Raw genomic sequence first — 17219 nt, forward strand, 5'->3', positions numbered from 1 at the left:
GCGGGGAACCCCCGCAGGGCGTGGGCTAGCCCCGCCGGGAGGCGCGGGTCGCGCGCCGGCGGCGGTCGTTGCACAGCAGGCACCGGCCCCAACCCGCCGGCAGCGGGTCGTCCTTGTCGCCGTAGAGCGGATCCACCGCCCCCCGTGGATGTTCCCGGCAGCCCGTCTCGCCGGGGCCGTCGCCCAGGGACTGGGCCGCCGTCAGCGCCCGCCGCAACGCGTCCACCAGGACGTCGGCCTGTTCTCCGGCCGGCGGCTCCTGGTCGAAGGCGATGTCGGACGCCGTCCGCAGCGCCGCCTGGAGCTCCCGAAGGTCCCGCATCCGTGTCTGCTGACTCATGCCGCACACCCTAAGCAGGACCACCGACAGTCGGCGGACGGTCGGCCGTCGCGGCCGGCTCAGCCCTCCGGACTAGGGCGAAAACCCGTGGGAAGTGTCAGTGCCGAACCGTAGTCTCGATAGTGATGTCTGCCTCAGCCGAAGCCCCCGCCGCCCCTGCCGCCGCCTCCCGAAAACGTTCCGTCGTCCGCTCGCTGCTTCGGCTCTGGCCGTATGTGCGCCCGGTCAGGGGGCGGGTCTTCACCGCCGCCGGCGTGGCCATCGTGGCCGCCAGCATGGGCCTGGTGATGCCGCTGGTGCTGAAGTGGATCGTGGACGGTCCGGTCACCGACGGCGACACCGCGGGCGTGTGGCTCGGCGGTCTCGTGCTGCTGGTGGTCGGCGTCACCGAGGCGGCGCTGTTCGGGCTGCGCCGCTGGCTGGTGGCCCGGCCGCTCACCCGCGTCGAGGCGGACATGCGGTCCGCGCTCTACCGGCACGTGCAGCGACTCCCGGTCTCGTTCCACGACCGCTGGCCCACCGGTCAGCTGCTGTCGCGCGGCACCGGGGACCTCCAGCTGCTCCGGATGTTCCTCGCCTTCGGCCTCACCTTCCTCATCGTCAACAGCGCGACCATCCTCATCGGCTTCGGTGTGCTGCTCGCGCAGGACTGGCTGCTCGGCCTGATCCTGATCGGCCCCGTCGTGCCGTTGATCTTCGTCTGCTGGATCTTCGAGCAGCGGTTCTCCGTGGTGGCCCGCCGCGCCCAGGACCAGATGGGCGACCTGACCACGGTCGTCGAGGAGTCCATCCTCGGCATCCGCATCATCAAGGGCTTCGGCCGGCACCGCAGCCAGGCCCGCGCGTTCGACGCGCTGACCCGCCGGTTGATGGACACCGAGCTGCACAAGGCGCGGCTGCTCGCGGCCATCTGGCTGGTCATCCTCAGCCTCCCCGAGCTGTTCCTCGGTATCGCCCTGGTGGTCGGCGTCGGCGAGGTCGCCGACGGCGCGCTCACCGCCGGCACCCTGGTGGCGTTCATGACCACCGCGATGACGCTTCGCTGGCCGGTGGAGTCCATCGGCTTCCTGCTGGCGCTGTGCAACGAGGCGGCCACCGCCACCGACCGCTTCTTCGAGGTGATGGACGTCGAGGTCCCCGCCGAGCCCGGCACGGCCACCGCGGCGGCGGAGGCAGGCGCCACCACCGGGGACGGCCTCCGCTTCGAGAACGTCGTCTTCCGCTACCCGGACGCGGCCCCCGACAGCACGCCCGTGCTGAACGGCGTCGACCTGCACATCCGTCCCGGCGAGACGCTGGCCCTGGTCGGCGGCACCGGCAGCGGCAAGACCACGCTGATCGCGCTCGTCCCCCGGCTGTACGAGGTCACCGAGGGCCGCGTCACGCTCGACGGCGTCGACATCGCCGGCCTGTCCAGGGACGAGGTGCGGCGCCGGGTCGCCGTCGCCTTCGAGGAGCCGACGCTGTTCTCGGCCTCGGTCCGGGAGAACGTGCTGATGGGCAGCCCCGGCTCGGGCCGCGAGGACCTGGATCGCGCGCTGGCCGTCAGCCAGGCGGAAGGATTCGTCGGCGCGCTGCCCGCCGGCAGCGAGACGGAGGTCGGCGAGCAGGGCCTCAGTCTCTCCGGCGGCCAGCGCCAGCGGCTGGCCCTGGCCCGCGCCGTGATCGGCCAGCCGGCGTTCCTCGTCCTCGACGACCCGCTCTCCGCCCTCGACGTGCACACCGAGGCCCGGGTCGAGGCCGCGTTGCGCGAGGTCCTGGCCACCACCACCGCGCTGGTGGTCGCCCACCGGCCGTCCACCGTCCAGCTGGCCGACCGGGTCGCGCTGCTCTCCGGCGGCCGGATCGTCGCCGTCGGCACGCACACCGAACTGCTGCACGGCAACGCCGAGTACCGGCACCTGATGACCGGTGAGCACACCGAGGAGCACAACGCCTACAGCGAGGTCGCCGCGCGATGACCACCACCGTCGACACCCAGGACGACACCCAGCACGAGAAGCGGGACGCACGCCCCGCCGTCGAGACCGACCCGCTGGCCCAGGACACCCTGCCCTCGCCCAGGGGCGCGTCCCGCCGGCTGCTCGGCTCGCTGCTGCACCCCTACCGGAAGCGGGTCGCCCTCGCCGCCGTGCTGCTGCTCACCCAGCAGGCGGCGGTGCAGGCCGTGCCGCTGCTGGTCGCCTACGCGATCGACAGCGGCGTCCCGGCGGTCCGCGACGACGACAACGGCCCGCTGATCGCCGTCGCCGTGGCCTACCTGGTCTGCGCGCTGAGCGCCGGCGTCCTGCAGGCCACGTTCATCCGGATCTCGGCCCGGATCAACCAGAACGTGCTGCTGGAGCTGCGCCTCCGCATCTACCGGCACGCCCAGGCGCTCAGCCTGGACTTCCACGACCGCTACACCTCGGGTCGGCTCATCTCCCGCTCCACCAGCGACGTGCAGTCGCTGCGCGAGCTGTTGAACGAGGGCCTCCAGGAGATGCTGAACATCCTGGTGTCCGTCGTCTACATCGGTGCCCTGCTGCTCTATCTGGACCTCGGCCTCGGCACCGCGGCGCTGCTCTCGTTCCTCCCGGTCCTCCTGCTGGTGCGCAGCTTCCGGCGGCGTTCGGCGGAGCGGTTCCTGCGCCGCTCGACGGCGATCGCGGCGGTGATCGTCAAGTTCTCCGAGACGCTCAACGGCATCCGGCCGGTCAAGGCGTTCCGCCGTGAGCAGGCCAACGACGAGTCGTTCGAGACGCTGAACCGGGCGCACGAGCGGGTCAACGGCGACACCATCCTGGAGATGGCCCGCTTCGTGGTGCTCTCCCGGCTCATCGCGGCGGTCGCGGTGGCCGGGATCGTGCTGTGGGGCGCGCAGCGGGTGGCCTCGGGCGACCTGGAGCTGGGCGCGCTGGCGGCCGGCGCGCTCTACATCCGGCGGCTCTACGACCCGCTCGACCGCTTCGCGATGATCCTCAACAACTACCAGTCCGCGGTGGCCTCGCTGGAGAAGGTCGCGGGGCTGCTGTCCCAGCGGCCCGACGTGCCGGAGCCCGAGGAACCGACCGAACTGCCCGCGAGGGCGGCCGGGCGGCCGGGCCGCGAGGTGGTCTTCGACGACGTCAGGTTCGCCTACCGCACGGGCGGCGAGGTGTTGCCGAGCTTCCGGCTGACCCTGCCGGCCGGCCAGACCACGGCCCTGGTGGGCGCCACCGGCGCCGGCAAGTCGACGCTGGCCAAGCTGCTCGCCCGGTTCTACGACCCGACCGAGGGCCGGGTGCTGCTCGACGGCACCGACCTGCGGCAGCTGGCCATGCCCGAGCTGCGGCGCGGGGTGGTGATGGTGACCCAGGAGGCGTTCCTGTTCTCCGGCACCGTCGCCGAGAACATCGCGATCGGCAAGCCGGACGCCACACGGGACGAGATCGAGCGGGCCGCGAAGGCGATCGGCGCGCACGACTTCATCAGCTCGCTGCCCGAGGGCTACGACACGGACGTCCGCAAGCGCGGCGGCCGGATCTCCGCCGGCCAGCGGCAGCTGGTGGCCTTCGCGCGGGTGGTGCTGGCCGACCCGTCGGTGGTGATCCTCGACGAGGCGACGTCCTCGCTCGACATCCCCGGCGAGAAGGCGGTCCAGGAGGCGATGGTGACGGTCCTCCAGGGCCGCACGGCCCTGGTGATCGCGCACCGGCTCTCCACGGTGGAGATCGCCGACCGGGTGCTCGTGATGGACGCCGGCCGCGTGGTGGAGGACGGCCCTCCGGCGGAGCTCATCGCGGGCGACGGCCGCTTCTCGGCGCTGCACCGGGCCTGGCGCGACAGCCTGGCCTAGGGCCTGTTGCCAGGGTCTGGTCGGTTCGTTCGCGACGACGAGCCGACCAGACCCTCTCGGCAGTCGGCAGTCCACAGTCGGCAGTCGGCACGGGGCCGGGGCGGACGCCGGCGCTCAGCGCGTGGCGGTCCGCATCTCGAACCAGACCGACTTCCCCAGCGGGAGCAGGTCGACGCCCCAGCGGTCGGCCAGCGTGTCGACGAGGAAGAGGCCGCGGCCGGAGACCACGTCCATCTCGCGGACGGGGAGCAGGCACGGCAGGGCCCGGGAGGGGTCGCGCACCTCGACGCGGATCCAGCCGCGGCGGCGGCGGATGCGGAGGCCGAAGGCGGGGGCGCCGGCGTGCTGGACGGCGTTGCCGACGAGTTCGGAGACCAGCAGGACGGCGTTCTCGGTGAGTTCGGCCGACAGCAGCCAGCGGGTGCCGAACTGCTCGCGGGTGAGCCGCCTGGCGAGCCCGGCCGACTCGGGGCGGGCGGGGAGGCGCACCTCACGGAAGGACGGGTCGGCGCCGACCGGTTCCAGAGCCGCATCGGTCAGTTGGTCCTCGCGCATGAGGTCCCGCATGGGAGTGTCCGCCGCTGCTGCCATGCCCCCCATCATGGCGTGCATATGCCCCGAGCGTGGGCGGTTCCGTGGTAAGTGGCCCCGCCGGGGTGAGGGGGCACGGACCAGCCGTCGGCGGCCCCTCGGTCTCGTGGCGGTCTCGTGGCGGTCGCGGGTCAGTCCCGGGGCCAGAACGTGGCCTTGCCCGGTCCTTCCTCGACGAAGCTCCGCATGCCGTACTCGCGGTCGCGGGTGGCGAAGAGGCCGGCGAACCAGGTGCGTTCGATGGTCAGGCCGGTGTCGAGGTCGGTTTCGAGGCCGCCGTCGACGGACTCCTTGGCGGCGCGCAGGGCCATGGCGGGGCCGGTGGCCAGCCGGGCGGCCCACGCGTGGGCCTCGGCGAGCACCTGGTCGGCCGGGAGGACCCGGTCGACCAGGCCGATGGCCAGCGCCTCGGCGGCGGTGACCTGGCGGCCGGTGAAGATCAGGTCCTTGGCCCTGGAGGGGCCGACGAGGCGGGCCAGGCGTTGGGTTCCGCCGGCGCCGGGGATGAGGCCGAGCAGGATCTCGGGTTGGCCGAGCCTCGCGTCCTCGGCCGCGTAGCGGACGTCGGCGCAGAGCGCCAACTCGCAGCCGCCGCCGAGCGCGTAGCCGGTGATCGCGGCGATCACCGGCTTGGGGACGCGGGCGATGGCGGTGAAGGCGTCCTGGAGGCCGCGGGAGCGGGCCACCATGCCCTCGTGGTCCAGCTCCCGCATCTCCCGGATGTCGGCCCCGGCCGCGAACGCCTTCTCGTTGCCGTGGATCAGCACGGCACGTACGTCGTCGCGGCCGGTGACCTCGCCCGCGAGGTCGCGCAGCCGGTCCTGGGTGGCGATGTCCAGCGCGTTGAGCGGCGGACGGTCGAGCCGGATGGTGCCGACGCCGTCCGCCACGTCGAGATGAACTGTCATGCGCGCCAGGCTACGGCCTGTCTTCGGATCTTCGTCGGCTCGCGACGGGCCCCCAGCCATGGGGGTCCCCCCGGACGAAGTCCGGGGGAGCCATCCGCCGCTCGCTGATCCACGAAGACCCAGAAGACAGGCCTTGGGCCTGGCGGAGGCTCAGACGCCCCACTCGTCCCAGGACATGTTCCAGCCGTTGAGGCCGTTGTCCGGGGCGATGATGTCGTCGTTGGAGTTGACGACCTCGACCACGTCGCCGATCAGCGAGTTGGCGAAGAACCAGGCCGCGTCGGTACCCGGGTCGCCGGCGCCCTGGACGTCGCGCAGGCCGACGCAGCCGTGGCTGGCGTTGGAGTTGCCGAAGACGCCGCCGCCCCAGTAGTTGCCGTGGATGAAGGTGCCCGAGGTGGACAGCCGCATGGCGTGCGGCACGTCGGGGATGTCGTACTCGCCGCCGTAGCCGACGGTGTCGCCGTTCATCCGGGTCTCGACCAGCTTCTCGGTGATCACCATCCTGCCGTTCCAGGTCTCGTAGCCCGGGGCGCCGGTGGTGACCGGGATGGAGCGGATGGACTCGCCGTCCCTGACCACGTCCATGGTGAGGGTGTTCACGTCGACCGTGCTGACCTGGCTGCGGCCGACGGTGAAGCCGATGTCCTCGCGGGCCGTGCCGTAGACGCCGGGGGCGCCCTCCACGCCGCGGACCCGCAGCTGGATGTCCACCTGGGTGCCGGGCGCCCAGTACTCCTCGGGCCGGAAGTCGATCCGCTGGTTGCCGAACCAGTGGCCCCTGACCTCGACCGGCGGCTCGGTGACGATCCGGATCGCGTCGCGCACCGCGTCGGTGTTCTCGATCGGGGTGTCGAAGGTGACCGAGAGCTCCATGCCGACGCCGACCTCGGCGCCGTCCGAGATGTTCCAGTTGCTGGTGAAGGTGGCGTCCGCCGCCAGCGTCGTGAAGGAGGTGGTCCTGGTGCCCTCCGTGCCCTCGGCGTTCTCGCCGACGACCGCCACGGTGTACTCGGTGTCGTTGGCCAGCGCCTCGCTCGGCGCCCAGCCGGTCGCGTCCTCCGTCAGCTCGCCGGACACCTCGGTGCCCTCCGGGTCGGTGACCCTGACCTCGGTCAGCGTGCCGTCCTCGGCGCCGACCGTCAGTTCGCCCGAGGTCGCGACGCCTGTCGCGCCGTCATCGGGCGCGACGGATATGGAGACTTCGGCCGTCTCGGCCGACCGGTCGTCGGGCTCCGGATCGCCCGAGCCGCCCCCGCTGCACGCGGTCAGCGTCAGCAGCACCACCCCCAACAGCGCCGACATCGCCCCCGAGGCACGTCTCTTTCCACGCCGTGTACTCACTTGTCGTTCTCTCCCCTCGCGCACGCAGCACCGCGCGCAGCCCCACTGGATCACCAGGTAATCACACGGTCGCACTGGGGAAATGCCGTCGTCTGTCACCGTTCCGCTGCAGATCCCCGCGGTCGCTACGGCGAATCGCCGCGTGTGCCGTGGCAAAATGCCCTATTCCCGGGCGTTCGGGGTGAAACAGCGATGGGAGGGCCGCCGTGCGCCACGCGTCCACGCAGGTCGGGCCGGTCGGGCCGGTCGAGGTCTGGCCCGGCCAACCCGAGCCGCTCGGCGCCCGGTTCGGCGTCGGCCCCGGCTCCGTCGAGGGCACCAACTTCGCGCTGTGGGCCGGCGGCGCCGAGGCCGTCGACCTCTGCCTCTTCGACGACGCGGGCCGCGAGACCCGGCACCCGCTCGCCGAACCGACCCACGAGATCTGGCACGGCTTCCTGCCCGGCGTCCGCCCGGGGCAGCGCTACGGCTACCGGGTGCACGGCCCCTGGGAGCCGGCGGCCGGCGCCCGCTGGAACCCGGCCAAGCTGCTGCTCGACCCCTACGCGCGGGCGGTGGACGGCGAGTTCGACGGCACGCCGGCCGAGGTGCACGGCCACGACCGCGACCACCCGGACCCCGAACGCGCCGACACCGTCCGCGACGACCGCGACTCGGCGCCGTTCGTGCCCAAGGGCGTGGTGGTGGCCGACGGGCCGCGGCCGGCCACCGAGGGCCGGCCGCGGACCGACTGGGCCGACTCCGTCATCTACGAACTGCACGTGCGCGGCTTCACGATGCGTCACCCCGGTGTGCCGCCCGAACTCCGCGGCACCTACGCCGGGCTCGGCCACCCCGCCGCGATCCGGCACCTCACCGGGCTCGGCGTCACCGCCGTCGAACTGCTGCCGGTCCACCAGTTCGCCCACGACGCCCGGCTGACCCGCCGAGGCCTGCGCAACTACTGGGGCTACGACTCCATCGGCTACTTCGCGCCGCACGCCGGCTACAGCGCCTCGGGAACCCGCGGCGAGCAGATCCGCGAGTTCCGTGCCATGGTCGACGCGCTGCACCGGGCCGGCGTCGAGGTCATCCTCGACGTCGTCTACAACCACACGGCGGAGGGCGGCGAGGAGGGCCCGACCCTCTCGCTGCGCGGCATCGACAACGCCGGCTACTACCGGCTCGCCCAGGACCCGCGGCGCTACGCCGACTACACCGGCTGCGGCAACACCCCGCACGTCGTCCGGCCGCACGTGCTCCGGCTGATCACCGACTCGCTGCGCTACTGGGTGGAGGAGATGGGCGTCGACGGCTTCCGCTTCGACCTGGCCGCCGCGCTGGCCCGCGCCATGCACGACGTCGACATGCTCTCGCCGTTCCTCGCCGTGATCGCCCAGGACCCGGTGCTGCGCCGGGTCAAGCTGATCGCCGAACCCTGGGACGTCGGCGACGGCGGCTACCAGGTGGGCGCCTTCCCACCCCTGTGGACGGAGTGGAACGACCGCTACCGGGACACCGTCCGCGACTACTGGCGCGGCGCGCTGCCCGAGCTCGGCGACCTCGGCTACCGGCTCTCCGGATCCAGCGACCTGTACGCCGGCAGCGGCCGCCGCCCCTATGCCTCCGTCAACTTCGTCACCGCGCACGACGGGTTCACCCTGCGCGACCTGGTCACCTACGAGCGGAAGCGGAACGAGGCCAACGGCGAGGGCAACCGCGACGGCAGCGACGACAACCGCGCCTGGAACTGCGGCGTCGAGGGTCCGACCGACGATCCGGACGTCGCCGCGCTGCGCCGCGCCCAGCTCCGGAACCTGCTCACCACGCTGCTGCTCTCCACCGGCGTCCCGATGCTGGTGGCCGGCGACGAACTGGGGCGCACCCAGCACGGCAACAACAACGCCTACTGCCAGGACAACGAGACCGGCTGGCTCGACTGGTCGGCGGCCGACGACCCCGAGTGGCGCCCGCTGCTCGACCTCACCCGGCGGCTGATCGCGCTCCGCCACGACCACCCCGTGCTGCGCCGCCGCGCCTTCTTCTCCGGCCACCGGCACGGCCCCAGGGGCCTGCGCGACCTCGGCTGGTTCACCGCGGACGGGCGGGAGATGACGGAGGACGACTGGAACGCGCCGAGCGCCACGCTGGGCATGTTCCTCTCCGGCACCGACATCCCGGGGCGGGACGCGACGGGCCGGCGGATCGTCGACGACAGCTTCCTGCTGCTGCTGCACGCCGGGGCCGAATCGCTGGACTTCCCGCTGCCCGGCCCGCCCTGGGCCGCCGGTTACCGGCTGTTGGTCGACACCACCCGCGAGGACCAGGAACGGGCCCCCGACACCGGGCACTCCGCCGGCGAACCACTGCGACTCGGGCCCCGCTCCGCGCTGTTGCTGCGCGCCCTGCCGCTCACCCGCTGACCCTGCCGGCCGACCCCGGCCGGGCCGCGGAGTATTGCAGGACCGATACAAAGCGGGCCTTGGCGCGTGCGCTGTCAGTGGCAGTGCGTAGTGTGATCCATGTCGCCGAAGTGGGCGGCGCGCACTGGAGTAACACCTCGAAGGGGAAAGCCAGCCATGGGTATCGACTTGTCGAAGGGGCAGGCGATCAGCCTGCAGAAGCAGGACGGCGGCTCGCTGAGCGCGGTGCGGATGGGGCTGGGCTGGCAGGCGGCGCCGCGGCGGGGGCTCTTCAGGTCGCGCACCCAGGAGATCGACCTGGACGCCTCGGCCGTGCTGTTCGCCGACAAGCAGCCGGTCGACGTGGTCTTCTTCCAGCACCTGGTGAGCGACGACGGCTCGGTGCGCCACACCGGCGACAACCTGGTGGGCGGCGCCGGCCAGGGCGGCGACGACGAGGCGATCCTCGTCGACCTGCCGCGGGTGCCGGTCCACGTCGACACCATCGTGTTCACGGTCAACTCGTTCACCGGCCAGTCCTTCGCGGAGGTGGAGAACGCGTTCTGCCGTCTGGTCGACGAGACCAACGGGCAGGAGCTCGCCCGCTACACGCTGACCGGCGGCGGCGCCTACACCGCGCAGGTCATGGCCAAGGTGAGCCGCCACGGCGCCGGTTGGGTGATGACGGCCATCGGCACGCCCGCCACCGGCCGCACCTTCCAGGACCTGATGCCGGCGCTGATCCCGCACCTGTAACCCGACGCCACCGACACCGTCCTGGCCCCGACCTGCGGGGCCGGGCACATCGGGGCCGCGGCGGCAGTCCCACCGTGACAACCGCGACAACCGCGACAACCGCAACAGACACAGCGCGAGCAAGGAAACGACAGGGGGCGCGGCGATGGCGGCCGAGCTGATCCGCGGGCAGAACCACCCACTCTCCGACACCCGGCTCGAGATCCGCGTGTCGGCCGGGCAGCCGGTCGTCGCCGGGGTGACGCTCAACGACGACCAGGGGCGCATGCGGGACGCGGCGTGGATAGCGCATCCGGCCTCGCCCCGGCTGCCGGGCATCGAGGTGTCGCCGCAGGCGGCCGCCGACCACCGGCTGGCCGTCGACCTCGACGCGCTGCCGGCGGACGTGCACCGGGCGAACGTGCTGCTCGCCCTGGTGAGCGGGGTGGGCGGCCCGGCCAGCTTCGGCGCGGTGGCCGCGCCCGCCATCGCCGTCACCGGGCTCGACGGCACCGAGATCGTCCGCTACACGGTCACCGATCTCACCAGCGAGTCCGCGATCGTCGCGGTCGAGCTCTACCGGCGCAACGGCGCCTGGAAGGTGCGGGCCCTCGGCCAGGGGTACGCGGGCGGGCTCGCGGCCATGCTGGAGGACCAGGGGCTGCCGCAGGCACGGCAGTTGGCCGGCACCATCAACGAGGCGGTGGTCAGCGGCATGACCCGCGCGGTCGCCGCGCCCCCGCCCCCCGCCGGCCAGCCGGGCCAGCCCGGCCAGGCGGGTGGCACCGGCCGGATCAACCTCCAGCACCCGAACCGCCCCGCCCCGTCGGCCCAGCCGGCGGCGGCCGCCGCGCCGGCGCCCGGGCAGCCGGCCCAGCCGGTCGCGGGCGACGCCGCGGGCCACACCATGGAGGAGCGGCTCTACAACCAGGTCTGGGGCATGTTCGAGGACCTGGCGAGAACGGCGGCCGCCTACCGCAGCGCGGTCGACTTCGCCGACTCGCGGATGGAGCGGGAGCTCGACCAGGTGCTCTCCGATCCGGCCACCCGGGTCGGCCCGGCCGCCGACCTGGCCCGCACCGGGGCCCGCGCCAAGCACAGCCAGCTGGTCGACCAGGCGCGCGGCGCCTTCGAGCGCGACGTCGCCCAGCTGGTCGCGGAGTCCGAGGTGGTCGAGCCGGCCCTGCCGCTGGCCTTCGCCCGCTGGGACAACCCGGTCTGGCAGGCGTACCGGGTGCCGGGCGAGGCGCCGATGGCGCTGCGGCTCGGCGATCTGAGCCTGCCCGAGCGCGTCGACCTGCGGATCCCGATGCTGGTGCGGTTGCCGCTCCAGCGCGGCCTCTGGGTCGACGCCGGGCGGCACGGCACCCTCTCGCCCGAGGCCGCCGCGCTCGACGCGGACGGGATCCGCGGGCTGGCCGCCGAGACGGCCACCGCCGTGGTGGCCAGGCTGCTCGCGGTGCACCCGGTGGGCGCGTTCACCGTCCAGGTCATCGACCCGGCCGGCAGCGCGGCCGCCGCGCTGGCGCCGCTGCTGGAGACGGGCGCGCTCCGCGAGGCCCCCGGCCTCGGCCACGCCGGCGTGACCACCGTCCTCGACCGGCTCACCCAGCGCGTCGACCTGGTGCAGATGGCCATCCGCAGCCGGGCCGTCGACGCGCTGCCGCCCGACCTCGACATGGCCGAACAGCTGCTCGTCGTCCACGACTTCCCGCACGGCTTCGACGACCGTGCCGTCACCCAGCTCCGCTACCTCGCGGACGAGGGGCCCTCGGTCGGCGTGCACCTGGTCATGGTCGCCGACCGCGAGGACGCCCGCGGCTACGGCCCGGTGCTCGACCCGCTGTGGCGCTCCCTGCTGCGGGTCACCCCGGTGCCCGACGACCACCTCGTCGACCCGTGGGTGGGCCACTCCTGGACGTACGAGCCGCCGCTGGCCCCGGGCAACAGCCGGGTCGTCTCCCAGGTCCTCGAACACCTGGCCGTCGCCCGCCAGCGCTCCACCCCCTGAGCATCCCCGGGGAGCGGTGCCGGCGTTCCCGGCACCGCTTGCCGGTCCCGGAACCCCACCGCAGGCTGAGGGCATGACGGAGAACGACACCCCCACGATGCGGGCCATCCGGCAGGAGACCCTGGGCGGCACCGAGGTGCTGCGCGAGGTCGAGCTGCCGCGCCCCGCGCCGGGCTTCGGCGAGATCCTGGTCGAGGTGCACGCCGCCGGCCTCAACCCGACCGACTGGAAGAACCGCGAGTCCGGCATCACCGTGGGCCGGCCGCCGTTCGTGCTCGGCTGGGACGTCTCCGGGGTGGTGGCGGGGGTCGGCATCGGCGTCACCCTCTTCCGGCCCGGCGACGAGGTCTTCGGGATGCTGCCCTACCCGCGCGGCGTCGGCGCGCACGCCGAGTACGTCACCGCGCCCACCCGCTGCTTCGCGGCCAAGCCCGCCGTCCTCGACCACGTGCAGGCCGGCGCCCTGCCGCTGGCCGCGCTCACCGCCTGGCAGGCGCTGGTCGACACGGCCGGCCTCGGCCCCGGGCAGCGGGTGCTGATCCACGCCGCGGCCGGCGGCGTCGGCCACCTCGCCGTGCAGGTCGCCAAGGCCCGCGGCGCCCACGTGGTCGGCACCGCGAGCGCCCCCAAGCACGACTTCCTGCGCCGGCTGGGCGCCGACGAGGTCATCGACTACCACGCCACCGACTTCGTCGAGGAGCTGAGCGGCCTCGACGTCGTCCTCGACACCCTCGGCGGCGAGAACGCGTTCCGCTCCCTCGACGTGCTGCGCCCCGGCGGCATCGTCGTCAGCATCATCCCGAGCGGCGGCACCGCGCTCGGCCGCCGCGCCGCGGAACGGGGCGTCCGGGCGGCCGAGATGCTGGTGGAGGCCGACCACGCGGGGATGGCGCAGGTCGCCGGGCTCGCCGCGGCCGGCCGGCTGCGCGCCACCATCGCCGGCACCTTCCCGCTGGCCAGGGCCGCCGAGGCGCACGCCCGTGGCGAGACCGGCCGCACCACCGGCAAGCTGGTGCTCGTCGTCAGGCGCTCGTAGGGCCCGGTGGGCTCTGCCGCCTGGCGAGCCGCACCTCCTCGATGTCGAGCGCGGACTGCAGCTGGCGCAGCACGGTGTCGTCGATGTGCTGCTCGTCGCGGAGCCTGAGCACCGTGGCGCGCTTTCGCGCGAGCAGCGCGAGGCGGAGCGCCGTGTAGTGCTCGGCGTGCCGCAACGCGGGCTCCTGGCCGGTGCCCTCCTGGTAGGCGCGGGTCACCAGCAGATGCGTCTCGTACTCGTCGCGCAGCCGGCGGACGACGTCGGGGTCGGTGCCCAGCTCGGCGGCGACGTCGTCCAGCGCGGCCAGCGCCTCCTCGGTGGCCGCGGTCTGCGCGAGCTGCCGCTCCTCGTCGACCGAGGTGTCCCGGGGAAGCCGGGCCCAGCGCACCACGGCCGGCAGCAGCAACCCCTGTCCGACCAGCGTCACCACGATGACGCCGCAGGTCACGAAGACGATGATGTCCCGGTCGGGGAAGGCAGCCCCCGAGTCCAGCGTGTGCGGCACGGCGAGCGCCGCGGCGAGCGACACCGCGCCCCGGAAGCCGGCCACCCCGCTGATCACCCGGGCCCGGTGGCCGACCCGACGCCGCCGCTGCTGCGGGCGCCGGTCGATGGCGCGGATCAGGTAGGTGAAGAGGAACAGGAAGGCGAAGCGCACCGCGACCACGGTGGCCGACGCGATGCCCACCATGACCAGCGCCCGGGTCACGTCGAAGGTGGTCAGGCCACGGAGGGCCGACTGGGCCTCCAGGCCCACCAGGACGAAGAGCGAGCCGTTGAGCAGATAGGCCGCCAGCGTCCAGGACGCCCTGATCTGCTGGCGGGTGTCGGGCAGTCCCACCCGCGGCCCGCTCTGGCTCATGATCAGCCCGCACACCACGACGGCGAGCACCCCCGAGGCGTCGATCGCCTCGGCGCCGAGGAACGCGGTGAACGGCAGCAGCACCACGGCCACGCTCTCCAGCAGCGGGTCGTCCATCCGCCGCCGCACCATCACCCCCAGCCAGGCGGTCACCGCCCCGGCCGCCGCCCCGCCCAGATAGGCGAGCAGGAACAGCCAGCCGAGGTACGGCACCGTCAGATGCTCGGCGCCGACCGTGACGCCGACCGCGATGCCGTAGATCACCAGCGCGGTGCCGTCGTTGATCAGGCTCTCGGCGCGCAGCACGGTGACGGTGCGGCGCGGCAGCCGCCTGGCCAGCACCCCCACCGCGGTCGCGTCGGTCGGCGCCAGGGCGGCGCCGAGCACCCAGGCCGGGCCCCACGGCAGCCCCAGCGCGTGCCCGACCGAGGCGACGACCACCGCGGTGGCGAGCACCAGCAGGGTGCTCATCAGCACGATGACCCGCAGGTTGCTGCGGATCTCCCGCAGCGAGGTGGTCAGGCTCTCCCCGTAGAGCAGCACCGGCAGGAAGAGCAGCAGCACCGCCTCGGGCGGCAGGTGCGCCTCCCGCAGCGTCGGCACGAAGCCGAGCAGCGCACCCACGACGAGCAGCAGCACCGGCGGGGCGACCCCGAGCCGGCGCCCGGCCAGCTCGCACACCAGCACCGCGACGCCGAGCACCACGACGAGCTCGAGCCCGAGCAGGTTGTGGGGCATGGCCGGTCAGGCGTCGCGTCTCATGGGCCGCTCCGATCCGCGCGGTGTCGCTGGCGAAAAGGTAACCCAGCTCCGGCCCGGCCACCCGTTCACCCGGCTCGCGCGGGTCACCCGACCGTCCGTCGCCCCGCCGCCCGTCAGCGGGCCTGCCGCACCCCGCGCCGCCAGACGTCCACGATCGCGGCGGTGGCCGAGACGTCCCGGGTGGGGTCGCCGTCCACCAGCAGCAGGTCGGCCCGGAGCCCGGGGGCGATCCGGCCCCGGTCGGCGAGGCCGAAGTGGCGGGCCGGCACGCTGGTCGCGGCCGCGAGCGCCTCCTCGGGAGTGAGCCCGGCCGACGTCAGCAGGGCCAGCTCGCGGTGCATGCTCTCGCCGTGCGTCGGCGCGAACGGGGTGGCGTCCGTGCCGGCGAGCAGCGGCACGCCGGCCCGGTGCAGCGCCCCGGCCGCCCGCACCGCGTTCCGTCCGCTGCCGGGACCCGCGTGGTCGGCCGCCACCGCCTGACGCTCGATCACCTCGAAGTACACCAGGGTGCTCACCATGAACACGCCGCCGGCCGCGATCCGGGCGGCCAGCTCGGCGGCGTTCGGCGGGGCGTCCGACCAGACGTGCGCGACGCCGTCCACACCGGCGTCGAGCGCGATCGCGAGCTCGCCCGCGCTGATCGCGTGCGCGATCACCCGCAGGCCGGCCGCGTGCGCCTCCCTGACCAGTGCCTTCACCACCTCGGGTGCCAGCGCCGGCAGGTCGGTGCCGTGCAGCGCGCCGTCGTCGACGACCACCTTCAGGTAGTCCACGCCCTCGGCCAGCCGGGCGGCGACGAACGCCGCCGCCTGGTCGGCGCGCTCGATGGTGTCGAACGGGCCCACCGCGTCGCCGAAGTCGCCGGCCTCCGCCAGGGCGTCCATCAGCTGGCTCGGGTGGCCGCCGGGCGGGGTGGCCAGCACGCCCGAGCTGCGGATGTCCGCCAGGTCGTCGCGCTCGGCGGCCAGCCTCCGCTGCCTGGCCAGGTTGGGCGGCAGGCAGAACATGTCGAGCTCGGTCGTCACACCGAACCGCAGCGCCCGCGCCAGGTCGCCGTCGAAGACGTGGGTGTGCGCGTCGATCAGCCCGGGCAGCAGGGTCCTTCCCGCGCCCTCCACCACCACGTCGACCGGGCGACCGTCGGGCGCGGCGATCGTCTCGCCGTCGACGAGCACGTCGGCCCGTCCCCGCACGGCCCGTTCGCCGTCGAACACCCGCACGTCGCGGATCAGGGTGCGCATCGTCGCCTCCTCGGAAGTCCGCGGGCCGGGGCCCTCCCGGCTCGCGTCAACCAGGAGCCGGCGCGGCGCCCGGGCGTGACACGGTGAGACATGGCCCACACCGGGCGGCCGGGTGTCACGTCCGGCGCGGCCGATCGCTCCAGGGTGGGTACGGACGGAGGCTGGAGGAAGACCACCATGAACGACGACGACCTCGGCACGCGGAGCTTCGTCGCCCACCGCGAGCTGCTGTTCTCCCTCGTCTACACCATGCTCGGCAGCGTCGCCGACACGGAGGACGTGCTCCAGGAGAGCTGGCTCTCCTGGGCGTCCGCCGACCGCGCGCGGGTCGAGAACCCGCGCGCCTACCTGGTGCGGATCGCGATCAACAAGGCCCTCGCCAGCCGCGCCGCGCTCAGCCGCCGCCGCGAGAGCTATGTCGGCCAGTGGCTGCCCGAACCGCTGGTCACCGACCTGGTCGACCCGGTGCTGCGCGAGGAGTCGGCGTCCCTCGCGCTCCTCGTGGTGCTGGAGTCGCTCAGCCCGACCGAGCGCGCGGTGTTCGTGCTGCACGACGTGTTCGGCCATCCGCACGCCGACATCGCGGAGATGCTCGGCCGCCGCACCGACTCGGTGCGGCAGCTCGCCCGCCGGGCCCGGCAGCACGTGCGGGCCAGGCGGCCCCGCTACCGGGTCGACCCGTCGGTCCAGCGGCGGGCCACCGAGCGCTTCCTGGCCGCCACCGTGGGCGGCGACATAGAGGAGCTGCTGCGGGTTCTCGCCCCGGACGTGACCCTGTGGACGGACGGCGGCGGCAAGGGCCCGGCCGCCGCGCTCCACCCGGTGCGGGGCCGCGCCGCCGTCGCCGAACTGCTCCTGACGGTCGGCGCGGCCGCGCGGGCCCGGTTCGAGATCGGCTACCGCCGGGTCAACGGCGACCCGGCGGCGCTGCTGTTCAGCGGCGACGCGCCGTTCGCCGTGCTGGTCCTGGACCTGACGGCGGACGGTGACCGGGTGACGGGCGTCTACTCGGTCACCAATCCGGACAAGCTGTCGCACGTCACGGTGTCATGACCGGCCGCACGGTGCCGGCCGCGGCCAGGGCGCGGTAGAGGGCGAGTTCGGCGGTCGGGGCGGTCGTGGAGAGGATGCCGGTGCAGCCGCGCTGGTCGCCGAGGTGGGGGACCGGGTCGCCGGGGGAGAGGGTCGGGA

13 protein-coding genes are annotated in these 17219 nt (G+C 73.9%); 7 read left to right on the forward strand and 6 right to left on the reverse strand.

Annotation, left to right across the window (positions count from 1 at the left end):
* Positions 1–25: 25 nt before the first annotated feature.
* Positions 26–340, reverse strand: a complete 315-nt coding sequence (locus E1283_RS13655; protein ID WP_243744823.1) for a hypothetical protein — start codon at positions 338–340, stop codon at positions 26–28.
* Positions 341–465: 125 nt separating this feature from the next.
* Between E1283_RS13655 and E1283_RS13660 the strand changes: the two genes are divergently transcribed.
* Entirely contained in the window at positions 466–2301 is a 1836-nt protein-coding gene (locus E1283_RS13660; RefSeq protein WP_132818281.1) for an ABC transporter ATP-binding protein, read from the forward strand.
* Positions 2298–4157 (forward strand): ABC transporter ATP-binding protein, encoded by a 1860-nt coding sequence (locus tag E1283_RS13665; protein ID WP_132818282.1) that lies wholly within the window; start codon positions 2298–2300, stop codon positions 4155–4157. Before E1283_RS13660 ends, E1283_RS13665 begins: the two co-directional genes overlap by 4 nt.
* Before the next feature lie 114 nt (positions 4158–4271).
* On the opposite strand, the gene E1283_RS13670 is transcribed toward E1283_RS13665, so the two are convergent.
* The 3 genes from E1283_RS13670 to E1283_RS13680 form a co-directional block, all read right to left on the reverse strand.
* A complete protein-coding gene (locus tag E1283_RS13670; protein WP_132818283.1) occupies positions 4272–4748 on the reverse strand; it encodes an ATP-binding protein in 477 nt (158 codons plus the stop codon).
* A gap of 131 nt (positions 4749–4879) precedes the next feature.
* Complete coding sequence (locus E1283_RS13675; RefSeq protein WP_132818284.1) at positions 4880–5656, reverse strand: enoyl-CoA hydratase/isomerase family protein; 777 nt, start codon at positions 5654–5656, stop codon at positions 4880–4882.
* 150 nt (positions 5657–5806) lie between these two features.
* Positions 5807–6961 (reverse strand): L,D-transpeptidase, encoded by a 1155-nt coding sequence (locus tag E1283_RS13680; protein ID WP_132818292.1) that lies wholly within the window; start codon positions 6959–6961, stop codon positions 5807–5809.
* A 245-nt stretch (positions 6962–7206) separates the two neighbouring features.
* Here E1283_RS13680 and glgX point away from each other — a divergent pair, with 245 nt between their 5' ends.
* The 4 genes from glgX (at position 7207) to E1283_RS13700 (ending at position 13163) form a co-directional block, all read left to right on the forward strand.
* Positions 7207–9402 (forward strand): glycogen debranching protein GlgX, encoded by a 2196-nt coding sequence (glgX, locus tag E1283_RS13685; RefSeq protein ID WP_132818285.1) that lies wholly within the window; start codon positions 7207–7209, stop codon positions 9400–9402.
* A gap of 156 nt (positions 9403–9558) precedes the next feature.
* The gene (locus E1283_RS13690) at positions 9559–10137 is read left to right on the forward strand and encodes a TerD family protein (protein WP_132818286.1); all 579 of its coding nucleotides are present in this window, start codon (positions 9559–9561) and stop codon (positions 10135–10137) included.
* 145 nt (positions 10138–10282) lie between these two features.
* The gene (locus tag E1283_RS13695) at positions 10283–12127 is read left to right on the forward strand and encodes a TerD family protein (RefSeq protein ID WP_132818287.1); all 1845 of its coding nucleotides are present in this window, start codon (positions 10283–10285) and stop codon (positions 12125–12127) included.
* A gap of 73 nt (positions 12128–12200) precedes the next feature.
* Entirely contained in the window at positions 12201–13163 is a 963-nt protein-coding gene (locus E1283_RS13700; RefSeq protein WP_207930388.1) for an NADP-dependent oxidoreductase, read from the forward strand.
* Here E1283_RS13700 and E1283_RS13705 read toward each other — a convergent pair.
* Complete coding sequence (locus E1283_RS13705) at positions 13150–14763, reverse strand: Na+/H+ antiporter (RefSeq protein ID WP_132818288.1); 1614 nt, start codon at positions 14761–14763, stop codon at positions 13150–13152. The genes E1283_RS13700 and E1283_RS13705 overlap by 14 nt on opposite strands.
* Positions 14764–14900: 137 nt before the next feature.
* Positions 14901–16028, reverse strand: a complete 1128-nt coding sequence (locus E1283_RS13710) for an amidohydrolase family protein (protein ID WP_132818289.1) — start codon at positions 16026–16028, stop codon at positions 14901–14903.
* A 177-nt stretch (positions 16029–16205) separates the two neighbouring features.
* Between E1283_RS13710 and sigJ the strand changes: the two genes are divergently transcribed.
* Complete coding sequence (gene sigJ, locus E1283_RS13715; protein ID WP_132818290.1) at positions 16206–17081, forward strand: RNA polymerase sigma factor SigJ; 876 nt, start codon at positions 16206–16208, stop codon at positions 17079–17081.
* Positions 17082–17219 lie beyond the last annotated feature (138 nt).

The organism is Streptomyces hainanensis (genome assembly GCF_004348415.1).
GTDB classification, from domain to species: domain Bacteria; phylum Actinomycetota; class Actinomycetes; order Streptomycetales; family Streptomycetaceae; genus Streptomyces; species Streptomyces hainanensis.